This window comes from Stenotrophomonas maltophilia group sp. LNF247 (genome assembly GCF_054083135.1).
This window is the reverse complement of the sequence record NZ_JBSRQL010000004.1, coordinates 153,482-167,520: the sequence shown is the minus strand read 5'-3', so window position 1 is coordinate 167,520 and position 14,039 is coordinate 153,482. Positions and strand designations below refer to the sequence as shown.

Here is a 14,039-nt window from a genome sequence, read left to right as displayed (position 1 = left end):
TCGGCTGCGCTCTGGAGCGTGCGGACCAACGGTCCGCAGCTACCGAGGGCAGGGAACAGCCGAGCGCGGGCTCGGCTCTACCTTGCCCCGACCGTCATATCGGTGCGCAGATCGGGGGTTTCCAGGCACCTGCCGGATCGGCGCCAATCCTGTGAAACCCTTGTCAGAACGTGATCCAGGGCACCTCTGTCATGGTCGTAATACGGCTGTAACAAAAACATCATTTCATAGCCGCATCCGCCGACCACGTCGGCTCTTCCCCGCTATGGAGTGACCATGAAACTGCACTCGGCCGGCCTTGCCGCCCTTTCCCTGGCCATCGCCCTGGGCCTGTCGGCCTGCGGTGGCGACAAGCAGGCCGCGCAGCAGCCGGCCACCGACGCTGCCGCTGCCCCGGCCGCTGCCGGTGCCAAGGTGACCGCCGAAGTGTCCGGTGCCGGCGCGTCCTTCATCTTCCCGCTGGTCTCCAAGTGGTCGGCTGACTACAACGCCAGCACCGGCGCCAAGATCAACTACCAGTCGATCGGCTCCGGCGGCGGCATCGCCCAGATCAAGGCCGGCACCGTCGACTTCGGTTCGTCCGACAAGCCGCTGAGCAGCGAGGAGCTGGCCCAGGCCGGCCTGGCGCAGTTCCCGTCGGCCATCGGCGGCGTGGTGCCGGTGGTCAACATCGAAGGCTTGGAAGCCGGCAAGCTGCGCCTGAGCGGCGCCCTGCTGGCCGACATCTTCCTGGGCAAGGTCAAGACCTGGAACGACCCGGCCATCGTCGCCGCCAACCCGGGCGTGAAGCTGCCAGACGGCAAGATCACCCTGGTCCACCGTTCGGACGGTTCGGGCACCACCTTCAACTTCTCCAACTACCTGTCCAAGGTCAGCCCGGAGTGGAAGAGCAAGGTCGGCGAAGGCACCTCGGTGCAGTGGCCGGACGGCGTCGGTGGCAAGGGCAATGAAGGCGTCGCTTCCTATGTGAAGCAGATCAAGGGCTCGATCGGCTACGTCGAACTGGCCTACGCGCTGCAGAACGGCATGCCGTACACCGCCATGCAGAACGCGGCCGGCAACTGGGTCGAGCCGAGCGCGGAGACCTTCGCCGCCGCGGCCGCCAGCGCCGACTGGGCCAGCGCCAAGGACTTCAACCTGGTCATCACCAATGCCCCGGGCGAGCAGGCGTGGCCGATCACCGCCACCAACTTCATGCTGATGCAGAAGAAGCCGAAGGATGCCAAGCGCAACCAGGACACCCTGGCCTTCTTCAAGTGGGCCTTCGAAAACGGCCAGGCGCAGGCCAACGAGCTGCACTACGTGCCGCTGCCGGCCGAACTGGTCAAGCAGATCGAGGCCTACTGGGCGACCGACCTGAAGTGATGGACACGACGGTGCCCGCCCCGCGCGGGCACCGCTTGTTCCACGCCGTGCCGCCCCGCCCCTTCCTGGCCCAGCCGTCCCCATGAATGCCATCGCCCAGCCTGTAGCCGCCCCGTCCACGCGTGATGCGCGTGATGCCCGCAACGACACACTGTTCCGATGGGTGCTGGTCGGCACCGTCATCTTCGTCCTGATCGCCCTGGCCTGCGCCGCGCTGTCGATGCTGTGGGGCGGTCGCCATGCCCTGCAGATGCAGGGACTGAGCTTCTTCTTCTCCGCCGACTGGAATCCGGTCGAAAACAAGTTCGGCGCTCTGGCTCCGATCTACGGCACCCTGGTCACCGCCGTCATCGCGATGGTCATCGCCGTGCCGGTCAGCTTCGGCATCGCCTTCTTCCTCACCGAAGTCGCGCCGCGCTGGCTGCGTGGCCCGGTCGGTACCGCCATCGAACTGCTGGCCGGCATCCCTTCGATCATCTACGGCATGTGGGGCCTGTTCGTGCTGGTGCCGGTGATGACCGAGTACGTCACCCCGTTCCTCAACGAGACCCTGGGCGAATGGCCGGTGATCGGCCCGATGTTCCAGGGCCCGCCGCTGGGCATCGGCATGCTCACCGCCGGTTTCGTGCTGGCCATCATGGTCATTCCGTTCATCTCCTCGGTGATGCGCGAAGTGTTCCTGACCGTGCCGACCCGCCTGAAGGAATCGGCCTATGCGCTGGGCTCCACCAAGTGGGAAGTGAGCTGGGACATCGTCCTGCCCTACACCCGTTCGGCGGTCATCGGCGGCATCTTCCTCGGCCTGGGCCGCGCGCTGGGCGAAACGATGGCGGTGGCCTTCGTGATCGGCAACAGCGTGCGCCTGTCGCCGTCGCTGCTGGAACCGGGCACCACCATCGCTGCGCTGATCGCCAATGATTTCGGCGAAGCCACTGAGACCTACCGTTCGGCCCTGCTGCTGCTCGGCTTCGTCCTCTTCATCGTCACCTTCGTGGTGCTGGCCATCGCCCGCCTGATGCTGATGCGCCTGTCCCGCAAGGAGGGCAACTGATGTCCACCACCGCTGATTCGCTGTACCTGCGCCGACGCATCGGCAACGTCGTTGCGATCACTGCGTCCTGCGCCACCGCCCTGTTCGGCCTGTTTTTCCTGGGCTGGATCCTGTTCACCCTGGCTGCCAAGGGCCTGGCCGGCATCAACTGGGATCTGTTCACCAAGATGACGCCACCGCCGATGCAGGACGGCGGCCTCGCCAACGCCTTCTTCGGCAGTGCCGTGATGTGTGCACTGGCCATCGGCATCGGCACCCCGCTGGGCGTGCTGGCCGGCACCTGGCTGGCCGAGTATGGCAACGCCCGCAAGGCCGGCACCGTGGTCCGCTTCGTCAACGACATCCTGCTGTCGGCGCCGTCCATCGTGCTGGGCCTGTTCGTCTACACGCTGTATGTAATGCAGACCGGCGGCAATTTCTCGGCGTTCGCCGGCGCCCTGTCGCTGGCCTTCATCGTGCTGCCGGTGGTGGTGCGCACCACCGACGAGATGCTGCGCCTGGTGCCCTCGCAGATGCGCGAAGCGGCCCTGTCGCTGGGCATCCCGCAGTGGAAGGTGATCGTGCAGGTGCTGTACCGCAGTGCCTCGGCCGGCATCATCACCGGCATCCTGCTGGCGCTGGCCCGCATCTCCGGCGAGACCGCTCCGCTGCTGTTCACCGCCTTCGGCAACCAGTACTGGAACAACAACATCTTCCAGCCGATGGCTTCGGTACCGGTGGTGATGAACCAGTTCGCCGGCAGCCCGTACGAATCCTGGCAGGTACTGGCCTGGGCCGGTGCCTTGGTGCTGACTGTCTTCGTGCTGCTGGTCAGCCTTGCCGCCCGCGGCATCCTGCTGCGCAACCGTATCTCCCATGACTGACCTTTCCGTGGACAACGCCATGAACGACCTTTCCAACGCCGTGCCGATGCAGCGCATCGCCGTGCCGTCCTCGCACGAGAGCCTGCACACACCGTCGCCGGTGAAGCTGGCTGCGCGTGGACTGGACTTCTACTACGACAAGTTCCACGCCCTGAAGGGCATCAACCTGGAAATTCCGGAAAAGCGCGTGACCGCGCTGATCGGTCCTTCCGGTTGCGGCAAATCGACCCTGCTGCGCATCTTCAACCGCATCTACGCGCTGTACCCGAAGCTGGAAGCGCGCGGTGAAGTGCTGCTGGACGGCGAGAACATCCTGTCGCCGAAGTACCCGATGAACCGCCTGCGCAGCAAGGTCGGCATGGTGTTCCAGAAGCCGGTGCCGTTCCCGATGACCATCTTCGAGAACGTGGCCTATGGCATCCGCCACCACGAGAAGCTGAGCAAGGCCGACATGGCCGACCGCGTCGAGCAGGCACTGCGCCAGGGTGCACTGTGGGACGAAGTGAAGGACAAGCTGGGGCAGAGCGCGCTGGGCCTGTCCGGTGGCCAGCAGCAGCGCCTGTGCATCGCCCGTGCCGTGGCGCTGCGCCCGTCGGTGCTGCTGCTGGACGAGCCGACCTCGGCGCTGGATCCGATCTCGACCAGCCGCATCGAGCAGCTGGTGGAAGAGCTCAAGCACGAGTACACCATCGTCATCGTCACCCACAACATGCAGCAGGCCGCGCGCGTTTCCGACTACACCGCCTTCATGTACCTGGGTGACCTGATCGAGCACGACCGCACCGAAGTGATCTTCTCGCAGCCGTCGCAGCGGCAGACCGAGGACTACATCACCGGTCGCTTCGGCTGATCGACGCTGATCCTTCGCCACATGTCCCAGCCAGGCACGGCTTGGCTCCACCCGGATTGCAGACCATGAACCTTCCCAACGACCACATCGTCAAGAGCTACGACGAAGAGCAGCAGCGCCTGGTGGCCGAAATCGTGCGCATGGGCGAGATGGCCGTCGCCCAGCTCGAAGCGTCGATGGACGTGATCGAGAAGCGCGACGAGAACGCCGCCCATCGCATCATCGCCAACGACGAAGCCATTGATGCGCTGGAGCAGCAGATCAGCCATGACGTGATGCGCCTGGCCCTGCGTGGCCCGATGGCGCGCGACCTGCGCGAGATCCTCGCTGGCCTGCGCATCCCGGCCGACATCGAACGCATCGGCGACTATGCAGCGAACGTGGCCAAGCGTTCGATCGCGCTGGGCAAGGTGCCGCCGCTGCCGCAGATCCAGGGCCTGCGTGCGCTGGGCCGCCTGGCCGCGCAGCAGGTCCGTCGTGCCATTGCCGCCTACCGCGACAATGACGCCGACGCCGCACTGGAACTGCGCGAGGACGACGCCCGCCTGGACGCACAGTACACCGCGCTGTTCCGCGAGCTGCTGACCTACATGATGGAAGACCCGCGCAACATCACCCCGTGCACGCACCTGCTGTTCATGGCCAAGAACCTGGAGCGCGTGGGCGACCACGCCACCAACATCGCCGAGAACGTATGGTTCCTGGTGCACGGGGAGCAGCCGCTGCCGCCGCGCGAGAAGCGCGACGAGACCTCCAGCACCGGCCAGCCCTGACGCTGCACTGCAACACCGGAGTCGACTCCAAGGTGGCCGCTGTCCTGGTGACAGCGGCCACCTGGTTTCTGGGCGTTCCGGCGATTCATCCACGCATGGCGTGGATCCACCGGGAACCGTGTTCCCCTTCTGTAACAAACCTCACGAAAATTTGAGGTCTTGGCGAGGATTCGTTGAGTAGGATCGCTGCACCATCGTTTCCACCGGCATCCCTGCCGGCCACCCGGGCACCCGCCCACACCACCCAGGAGCACGACCGATGAGCAGTTCCAACAAGACCCTGTCCCTGCTGACTGCTACCGCCCTGGCCGCCGGCCTTGGCATCACCGCCAATGCCTCGGCGCTGAGCATGAGCGACCTGGCCCAGGGCTATCTGGTGGCTGGCCAGGCTGCCAAGGCCAGCACCGATGCCAAGGGCGCCGAAGCCAAGACCTCCGCAGAGGCCGCCAAGCATGCCGAAGGCAGGTGTGGCGCAGATGGCAAGTCCGCCGAAGGCAAGTGCGGCGCCGACAAGGGCAAGGCTGCCGGTGCGGCAGCAGGCGCCAAGGCTCAGGCCGGCGACAAGAAGGCCGCCGAAGGCAAGTGTGGCGAAGGCAAGTGCGGTGGCAAGCACTGAGGTCCGCGCCAGCGTCGCCAACCTGCGGTCGCCGCTTCGTGCGGCGGCCGTCGGGTTGGGGCTGCGCCGGGCGCTGTTGCAGGAGCTGCGCGATGCACCGGCTAGCGATTTCGATTTCCTCGAATGCGCGCCGGAGAACTGGATCCATGTCGGCGGCCCCGCCGGTGACGCACTGGCCGAGCTGGCACAGCGCCATCCGCTGAGCTGCCACGGCCTGTCCCTGTCGCTGGGCGGCACTGCGCCACTGGATACGCAGCTGTTGGAGCAGGTTGGCCAGTTCCTGGAAAAACACCGCGTGCCGCTGTACAGCGAACACCTGAGCTACTGCAGCGACGACGGCCACCTGTACGACCTGCTGCCGATCCCCTTCACCGATGAAGCGGTGCGCCATACCGCCGCACGCATCGCCCGCGTGCAGGACGTGCTGGGTCGCCGCATCGCAGTGGAAAACGTGTCCTACTACCTGGCACCGGAACCGGCGATGGACGAACTGGCCTTCACCAACGCCGTGCTTGCCGAAGCCGACTGCGACCTGCTGCTGGACGTCAACAACGTCTTCGTCAACGCCTGCAACCACGGTTACGACGCCGACGCGTTCATCGCTGGCCTGCCCGCAGACCGCATCGTCTGCCTGCACGTGGCCGGGCACCTGGACGAGGCACCGGACCTGAAGATCGATACCCACGGCAGCGCGGTGATCGACCCGGTCTGGGAGCTGCTGGCACGCACCTATGCGCGCATCGGCGCTCGCCCCACCCTGCTCGAACGCGATTTCAATTTCCCGCCCTATGCCGAACTGCGCGGCGAACTGCAGACCATCCGCCGCCTGCAGGCCGTACACGCGGAGGCGGCATATGGCTGATACCCCCGCCACGCTGCGTGCGCAGCAGCACGCATTCACCGCCTTTCTGCGAGATCCCCAGGGCGTGCCGCCACCGGGCGGGCTGGAGCCACGGCGCGTCGCGGTCTACCAGCGGCTGCTGTTCAACAACCTGCTCGGCCTGTTGAGCAACGGCTTTCCGGTCTGCGTGCGCCTGCTCGGCGTATCAGCCTGGAGCGGACTGGTGCGCCACTACTTCGCAACCCATCGCTGCCAGACGCCGCTGTTCACCGAACTGGCCGCCGAATTCGTGCAGTGGCTGCAGGCACAGCCGCAGCTGCCACACCCTGCGCTGGCCGAACTGGCCCACTACGAGTGGGTGGAAACCGCGCTGTACCAACTGGACGCCGAACCGCTGCCGGTCGTAGCGGACATCGACCCGCTGCGGGTGCCGCTGCAGCGCTCACTGCTGGCGTGGCCGCTGCTGTACCAATGGCCGGTGCACCGCCTCGGCGCCGAGGACGCACCTACCCAGTTGCCGGCCGAGCCGACCGGCCTGCTGGTGCGTCGCGAGGCCGATGGCGAGGTGCGCTTCGCCGTACTCAGCCCGCTGGCGGTGTACCTGCTGTCCAGCATCGGGGAGCAGCCCGGCCTCGATGGACATGCCTATCTGAAGCAACTGGCCGCCGCGCATGACCTGGCCGAACAGGCGCTGGCCGAACCCGGTGCCGCGCTGCTGCAGCAGTTCCTGCGGGCCGGCGTGATCGGCCCTTTGACCGCACCTGCCTGACACCTCCCTTCCCCGCCCCGGAGATGCACCGATGAAGCTCCCGCCCCTGGCCACCGCGCGTGGCCAGCTGGACCGTCTCGCCCCCTGGTTGGCCCCGCTCGGCCTGCGGCTGCTGCTGGCCTGGGAATACTTCGAATCCGGCCGCGAGAAACTGCAAGGCCAGAACTGGTTCGCCGATCTGCAGGACGCCTTCCCGTTTCCGTTCAACCAGCTGCCCGCTGCCCTGAACTGGCAACTGGCCACCTGGTTTGAACTGCTCGGCGCAGCCTGCCTGCTGTTCGGTTTTGGTACCCGTTTTGCCGCTGCCAGCCTGCTGGTGCTGACCGTGGTGGCCACCTACGCCGTGCACTGGCCGATGCAATGGAACTCGCTGGGCGACCTCGCGATGGGGTATGCGATCAGCGACCAGGGCTACGGCAACTTCAAGCTGCCGGTGCTGTTCATGGCGATGCTGCTGCCGCTGGTCTTCACCGGCGCAGGCAGGCTGAGCGTGGATGCGTTGCTGTGGCCGTGGCATCCGTCGGGTACGACGGCACGTCCCGCGGTCCGGTAGATCCGACCTTGGTCGGCGCATCGCGTGCCAACCAAGGCTGGCACCTACCGGGTTCTGCCACGGTGGCGGGCATGGGCTGCGTGGCCGGGCGCTCAGGGTCGCTCTGCTAGAATTCACGCATGACCGACCCCATTCCCGCACCTGCCGCCGCTCCCGATTCCGCAGTATCCCAGGCGCAGCGCGCGATGTCACAACGCTTCCGCGGTTTCCTGCCGGTGGTGGTGGATGTGGAAACCGGCGGCTTCGACAGCCAGCGCAACGCGCTGCTGGAAATAGCCGCAGTGCCGATCGAGATGGACGAGAACGGCCTGCTGTACCCGGGCCAGACCGCCAGCGCCCATGTAGTGCCGGCCGAAGGCCTGGAGATCGACCCGAAGTCGCTGGAAGTGACCGGCATCATCCTCGACCATCCGTTCCGGCTGGCCAAGGAAGAAAAGGCCGCACTGGACCACATCTTCACCCCGGTGCGCGCAGCAATGAAGAAATACGGCTGCCAGCGCGCGATCCTGGTCGGCCACAACGCCCATTTCGACCTTGGCTTCGTCAACGCCGCCGTGGCCCGCACCGGTCACAAGCGCAACCCGTTCCATCCGTTCAGCGTGTTCGACACGGTCACCCTGGCCGGCATCGCCTACGGGCAGACCGTGCTGGCGCGCGCCGCCACGGCCGCCGGGCTGGGCTGGGATGCCAACGAGGCACACAGCGCGGTGTATGACACCGAACAGACCGCGCGGCTGTTCTGCACCATCGCCAACGCCTGGCCGCGGTAAGGCAGCCAACGGCGCAACCGCATCCACGCAGTGCGGACCAACGGTCCGCACCCACCACTCACCGCACGGTAGATCCACGCCACGCCTGGATGCGATCAACCAATACTCGTACGATCGCGGCCATCGCTCTTGGCGCGGTACAGTGCGCGGTCTGCGCGCTGGTACAGCAGCGCCGGGGTGCGGTCGTCGGCATCCAGCTCCACCAGGCCCGCGCTGAAGGTCACGCGCAGGCCTTCCACACCGGCCCAGTCCGGGTGGTCATGGAACAGGCCGCGCAGGCGTGCGCACAGCTGTGCGGCCTCTTCCAGGCGGGTGTCGTTGAGCAGCAGCGCGAACTCTTCACCGCCGGTGCGCGCCGGCAGGTCCGAATCGCGGCAGGCCGCAGCGATCAAGCGCGCCACCTGCACCAGCACGGCATCGCCGATGCTGTGGCTGTGGCGGTCGTTGACGTCCTTGAAGTGGTCGATATCCAGCACCACCAGGCACAGTGGATGACCACTGCGCTGCGAACGGGCGAAGTCGCGGGCAAGGGTTTCGTCGAAGGCGCGGCGATTGGGCAGGCCGGTCAGTGCATCCTCGCGGGCCTGCCGTTCAAATGCCTCAGCCTGGCGTGCCAGGCGCTCGGCCAGTTCGGTCTTTTCCTGGTTCAACGCCTGCAGGTGCACGGTCTTGGCCTGCAGGTCGAAAGTTGCTTCGTCCACCCGACGGGCCAGGCGCAGGTTGCTGGCCTTCAACTGCTGCAGCAGCAAGCGGTACAGCGCCACCAGCCCGGTCAGCAGCACCAGTGCCCCCAGCACCTGCACGCTGCGTCGCTGCCACCAGAACGGCTCCACGGTGAAGCTCCACACCGCCTCCTGCTGGCCCCAGCTGCCACCGGGATGTGCCGCCGCCACGTGCAGGGTGTATTCGCCCGGCGGCAGGCCGACGAACTCCACGCTGCGCTGCGGGCCGCGCTCGACCCAGCCGGCATCAAGCCCATCCAACCGCGTGCGGTAACGGATCCGGTCAGACATCAGGTAGCTCAGGCCGACATAGCTGACCGCCAGGCGGCGGCCACCGGGAATGGCGTTGCGATCCGGTCCTTCCCAATGCACCGGCGCGCCATCCACCTGCACGCTCTCGATCGCGGCGGGCGGCGATGGCCGCTCGCGGAAGCGCTGCAGGCGCTGCGGATCAACCGTGCTCAGGCCACCGGCAGTCACCACCCAGAACGTGCCGTCCTGGCGCAGGATCGCCGAAGGCCCAGAGCTGCCGTTGGCCTGCGCATTGGCCATGCCGTCGATCTCGTTGTAGCGCTCCACCATCACCCGGGGTGCTCGGCCATCGGCCACCGCGTTCAGGGTAGCCATGTCGGTGCGCAGCACGCCTCGGTTGCTGCTGACCCACACGTTGCCAAGACGATCAGGCACCAGCTGGAACACCGCGTCCACCGGCATACCCTGCTCGAGCCCCACCCGCGCCAGCATCCCGTTCCGCCAGCGGTACAGGCCACGGTCGCTGCTGATCCACATCGCGTCGCCCAGCTGGTGGAAGCCGAACACGCTGCGGCCACCGCCCATCGGCGCGAGGTCGATCGACTGCACGTGGTCGCCGCGCAGCACGCGGATTCCCTCGATGGTGCCGATCCACAGGTTGCCCTGATGATCGTGCTCAAGCGCGGTGATCAGGCCGCCGGGCATGCCCGCCATGCTTGATACCTGCACACGGTCGCCGTCGATGCGGACCACGCCCTTCTGCGTGCCGGCCCAGACCACGCCCTGCGGGTCTACGCTGATCGCGCGGATGTTGCCGCCCGGCATGCCATCGGCAGCGGCGTAGTTGTGCCGCAGCCGGCCGTCGGGACCAAGACGGTAGACGCCATCGCCGAACGTGCCGACCCACAGGTCACCGTCCGGTCCCTGCGCCAGGCTGAGCACCGAAGGTGCCTTGCCACCGCGGTTGTGCAGGGGCATCGCACGGAAGCGGCCGTCGGCCGTCTGCAGATCGAGGCCGCTGGCGCTGCCCACCCAGAGCTGGCGGTCGCGGTCCTCGAACACGGTGCGCACATAGTCGCCACTGAGCCCATCGCGCTCGGTGTAACTGCTGAACAGCGTTTCGCGCAGGCGGTACAGCCCGCCGTTGGCGCCCACCCAGATGCTGCCCTCGGCGTCCTCGCGCAGGCTGACCACGCGTCCGCCCGGCAGGTTCAGGCCCGCCGGCAGCCGCTCCAGGCCATGTGCGGAGATGCGCAGCAGGCCTTGGTTCTCGGTGCCCAGCCACAGGTCACCATGGCGATCCTGCAGCATCGAGGTCATGTGCAGCTGTCCCGGCAGACGGTGCATCAGCACCAGCTGGTCATCTTCCACCCGGTACAGGCGCTCGCCGGCGACGATCCACAGCGCACCATCCGGCGCACGGTAGGGCCATGAAAGACCACTGCCGGCCCCCAGTCCCCAGGCTGCGGGCGCGCGTTTGAGCACGCCGTCGTTGTCGCGCAGCACCAGCCCGTCCAGCGTACCGACCCAGACCCGGTCCTGCGCATCGACCACCAGCTTGGTGAAACTCATCGCCATCGGAAGGTCCGCCGCCGGCGCCTGGTAGACGATGCCATTGTCCGGTGTCAGATAGCCGATGCCCTTGCCCTCGTACAGCAGCCACAGCCGGCCCTGGCTGTCCATCTGCATGGACTGTATCAGCACCTGCGGCGTATCGGCCTGGTGCTCCCAGACGCGCCACTGGCCATCGCTGCCACGGTGGCTGACGTTGCCGCGCGAATCACTGATCCACAAGCCACCCTGGCGGTCGACGAACAGCGCGCCGATGCCGTTGTCGCGCAGGCCCGGGCGGGTGCTGCGGTCGAACACGGTGAAATCCAGGCCGTTGTAGCGCACCAGGCCTTCCCAGGTCGCGAACCACAGGTGGCCTTCGGGGGTCTGCGCGATGTCACGCAGCGAGTTGTGCGGCAGGCCATTGCGCGAGGTCCATACATCAATGGCATAGTCGCGCAGCGGCGGCGCCCCTTCCTGCGCAGCCACCGGCAGCGCGAGGGCCAGCAGCAGGCACAGCAGGCCCTGTCGCAGCCATCGACCGATATCTGATCCGCGGCGCTCCGCCCAGCGCCGGATGTCCCCCTGTGCGGCCATCAGTGCAGCGGCGGCGGCCAGGCAGGGCTGCCGTGCCTGGCAGCGTGCGGGAACGGCCGGGCAGCGCGGAGCGGCATGCCGGCGGGAACGGGCTGGCTCATCGGGGGGGTACTGGGAAGTTGGGCAGATGATAGGCCAAAGCCGGCCCACCGCGTCACCATCGCCAGCTGCGAAGGCTCAGCCGGCGCGCCCCGGCGGCGTCACCTGGGCGCTGGCCGGCCACTGCACCACCGCCTCCAGCCCGCCTTCGGCACGGTTGCGCAGCCACAGCCGCGCCCCATCCTTCTCGGCCAGGGCGCGGGCGATGGTCAAGCCCAGCCCGGCCCCGCCGGTCTGGCGCGAACGCGAGGTTTCCACCCGCACGAAGGGATCAAACACCGCCTCCAGCTGCTCCTCGGCCAGGCCCGGGCCATCATCGGCCACCACCACGGTGATCGCACCCCCACTGCGCTCGACCCGTACCCGCGCCCGTTGCGCATACATCACCGCATTGTCCACCAGGTTGGAGAACAGGCGGTGCATGGCCAGCGGGCGCAGCATCAGCACCGCCCCGCTGCCGCCTTCGAAGACCACATCGGCGCCGCCTTCGGCGGTGTCCTCGACAATGCTCTCCAGCAGCGAATCCAGGTCCAGTGCTGCACGCTGCTCGGCACTCTCGGCACTGCGGGCCAGCTCCAGGCCCTCGCGCACCAGTGCCTGCATCGCGGCCAGATCGCCAATCAGGCGCTCACGCAGGGCCTCGTCGCTGACATTCTCCAGCCGCAGCTGCAGCCGCGTCAGCGGCGTCTGCAGATCGTGGGTGATCGCTGCCAGCATCTGCGTGCGCTCGGCCAGGTGCCGCTGCAGCCGGTGCTGCATGGCGTTGAAGGCTTCGGCGGCGCGCTGCACTTCGCGCGGCCCGCGCAGCGGCAAGGGATCGCGCTGCAGGTCGTCGCCCAGGTCTTCGGCGGCAGCGGCCAACTCCTGCAGCGGCGCGCTTGCAATGCGCGCGACGATATAGGCCAGCACCGCGATCGCCAACACCAGCAGGGTCAGGAACCACGGGTCAACGGCGAGGATGCCGTTGTGCGCTACCGCCGGCGAATCCAGCGCCAGCTTCAGCAGCGTGCCATCGGTGAGCGTTACGTCCACCGCGCGGCACTTGGGCGGAATGAACGCCGGATCACGCTCGCGCGGGTGCTTGCGATGCCCGGGCGGCGGCGGCGGCAGCAGTTCCTGCAGCTTGGGGATGCAGGAGCGGAATGAAGCGAAGTGCACGTGCGCGCGTGCGACCGGGCCTGGCCGGTCATCCAGCACTTCCATCAGAGCTGTATCGGCCCGCCCCAGGCGCGCGCCGGGTTGCAGGGCGCGGACGCTGGGCCCACCGATCTCGAGCAGGCGCTCGCGCAGTTCCGGATTGCCGTCCAGCAGGTTGACGTAACCCTGCAGGCGGTCGGCGATGCGGTTCAGGTTCTGCCGCTCGAACTCCTGCTGCCGCTTGGAGGTGGCGAGCATGGTCGCGCCGATCGCGGCCACGCTCATGCCCAGCAGCAGGATCACGAACAACCGCCCGACCATCGAGGACAGGAAATGGCGCAGGCGTTTCATCGCGGCCTATTCCAGGTTCACCGAGGAGGCCAGTACATAGCCTTCGTTGCGAACGGTCTTGATCAGCCCATCCGGGCCACCGTCGTCGCCCAGCTTGTTGCGCAGCCGGCTGACCTGCAGATCGATGGCACGGTCCTGTGCCTCGTAATTGCGCCCGCTGCTGAGCGCGACCAGCTGCTCGCGCGACAGCACTTTGTTGGCATGGGCAATGAACACCCGCAGCAGCCGGAACTCGGCGCCGGACAGCACCACCACGCGGTTGTCCGGGTCAACCAGATGGCGGTGTTCCAGGTCGAACACCCAGCGCGAGAAGCGCGCACGGCGAATCGCCAATGGCTCCAGGTTGGCCGGCAGCGCCTCGGTCCGGCGCAGCACATTGCGGATGCGCGCCAGCAGCTCGCGCGGCTCGAACGGCTTGGCCAGGTAGTCATCGGCGCCCATCTCCAGGCCCAGCACGCGGTCAATCGGCTCGGCACGAGCCGTCAGCATGATCACCGGCGTGTTCGAGCGCGCGCGCAGGTCGCGGCACAGGGTCAAGCCATCCTCACGCGGCAGGTTGAGGTCGAGCACGATCAGGTCCACGTGCTCACGGTCCAGCAGCTGGCGCATGGCGGTGCCATCAGCCGCCGTGCTCACCTGGTAGCCGGCGCGGCCGAGCTGCTCGGCCAGCAGGGTGCGGATGTCATTGTCGTCGTCGACGATCAGCAGTCGATGCATCGTGTTTTCAGTCTCCATGTCGCGATCATCCCGTGTCGGCAGCTGAACCGCATCCGGGGCAATGCGTACCAGTGTATCCACCGATGGTCGGGATACCTGTGGTTACGCCTATTTGCCGACAGTGTTACATAGAGACATACCCCGAGGATTGAGCCGCCTGTC

The 14,039-nt window shown here is 67.2% G+C and carries 13 protein-coding genes; 10 read left to right on the top strand and 3 right to left on the bottom strand.

The window, feature by feature from the left end; translation table 11 throughout:
- The first annotated feature begins 276 nt into the window (after positions 1 to 276).
- The 10 genes from pstS (at position 277) to rnt (ending at position 8,451) form a co-directional block, all read left to right on the top strand.
- Positions 277 to 1,365, top strand: coding sequence for a phosphate ABC transporter substrate-binding protein PstS (gene pstS, locus ACTXG9_RS06030; RefSeq protein ID WP_019659078.1), 1,089 nt, complete (start codon positions 277 to 279; stop codon positions 1,363 to 1,365).
- A gap of 82 nt (positions 1,366 to 1,447) precedes the next feature.
- Positions 1,448 to 2,416, top strand: a complete 969-nt coding sequence (gene pstC / locus ACTXG9_RS06025) for a phosphate ABC transporter permease subunit PstC (protein WP_019659079.1) — start codon at positions 1,448 to 1,450, stop codon at positions 2,414 to 2,416.
- Positions 2,416 to 3,279 (top strand): phosphate ABC transporter permease PstA, encoded by an 864-nt coding sequence (gene pstA / locus ACTXG9_RS06020; RefSeq protein ID WP_005415894.1) that lies wholly within the window; start codon positions 2,416 to 2,418, stop codon positions 3,277 to 3,279. The genes pstC and pstA overlap by 1 nt, the downstream gene beginning before the upstream one ends.
- Before the next feature lie 19 nt (positions 3,280 to 3,298).
- A complete protein-coding gene (gene pstB, locus ACTXG9_RS06015) occupies positions 3,299 to 4,129 on the top strand; it encodes a phosphate ABC transporter ATP-binding protein PstB (RefSeq protein WP_005408788.1) in 831 nt (276 codons plus the stop codon).
- A gap of 65 nt (positions 4,130 to 4,194) precedes the next feature.
- A complete protein-coding gene (gene phoU, locus ACTXG9_RS06010; protein ID WP_005408787.1) occupies positions 4,195 to 4,902 on the top strand; it encodes a phosphate signaling complex protein PhoU in 708 nt (235 codons plus the stop codon).
- Positions 4,903 to 5,161: 259 nt separating this feature from the next.
- Positions 5,162 to 5,518: a hypothetical protein gene (locus tag ACTXG9_RS06005; protein ID WP_021204117.1), complete on the top strand. Its 357-nt coding sequence runs from the start codon at positions 5,162 to 5,164 to the stop codon at positions 5,516 to 5,518.
- Positions 5,505 to 6,380: an HvfB family MNIO-type RiPP peptide maturase gene (locus tag ACTXG9_RS06000; protein WP_197575506.1), complete on the top strand. Its 876-nt coding sequence runs from the start codon at positions 5,505 to 5,507 to the stop codon at positions 6,378 to 6,380. Before ACTXG9_RS06005 ends, ACTXG9_RS06000 begins: the two co-directional genes overlap by 14 nt.
- On the top strand, positions 6,373 to 7,128 hold the full coding sequence (locus tag ACTXG9_RS05995) for an HvfC family RiPP maturation protein (protein WP_456115423.1): 756 nt from the start codon (positions 6,373 to 6,375) through the stop codon (positions 7,126 to 7,128). The genes ACTXG9_RS06000 and ACTXG9_RS05995 overlap by 8 nt, the downstream gene beginning before the upstream one ends.
- A 31-nt stretch (positions 7,129 to 7,159) precedes the next feature.
- Entirely contained in the window at positions 7,160 to 7,681 is a 522-nt protein-coding gene (locus ACTXG9_RS05990) for an HvfX family Cu-binding RiPP maturation protein (protein ID WP_021204120.1), read from the top strand.
- Positions 7,682 to 7,866: 185 nt separating this feature from the next.
- Positions 7,867 to 8,451, top strand: a complete 585-nt coding sequence (gene rnt, locus ACTXG9_RS05985) for a ribonuclease T (RefSeq protein WP_005408782.1) — start codon at positions 7,867 to 7,869, stop codon at positions 8,449 to 8,451.
- 95 nt (positions 8,452 to 8,546) lie between these two features.
- Here rnt and ACTXG9_RS05980 read toward each other — a convergent pair whose 3' ends face one another.
- From ACTXG9_RS05980 to ACTXG9_RS05970, 3 genes are all read right to left on the bottom strand, one after another.
- Positions 8,547 to 11,573, bottom strand: coding sequence for a ligand-binding sensor domain-containing diguanylate cyclase (locus ACTXG9_RS05980; protein WP_021204121.1), 3,027 nt, complete (start codon positions 11,571 to 11,573; stop codon positions 8,547 to 8,549).
- Between the two features lie 177 nt (positions 11,574 to 11,750).
- Entirely contained in the window at positions 11,751 to 13,160 is a 1,410-nt protein-coding gene (locus tag ACTXG9_RS05975) for an ATP-binding protein (protein ID WP_456115422.1), read from the bottom strand.
- Positions 13,161 to 13,166: 6 nt separating this feature from the next.
- A complete protein-coding gene (locus ACTXG9_RS05970) occupies positions 13,167 to 13,895 on the bottom strand; it encodes a response regulator (RefSeq protein ID WP_019659087.1) in 729 nt (242 codons plus the stop codon).
- Positions 13,896 to 14,039: the final 144 nt, after the last annotated feature.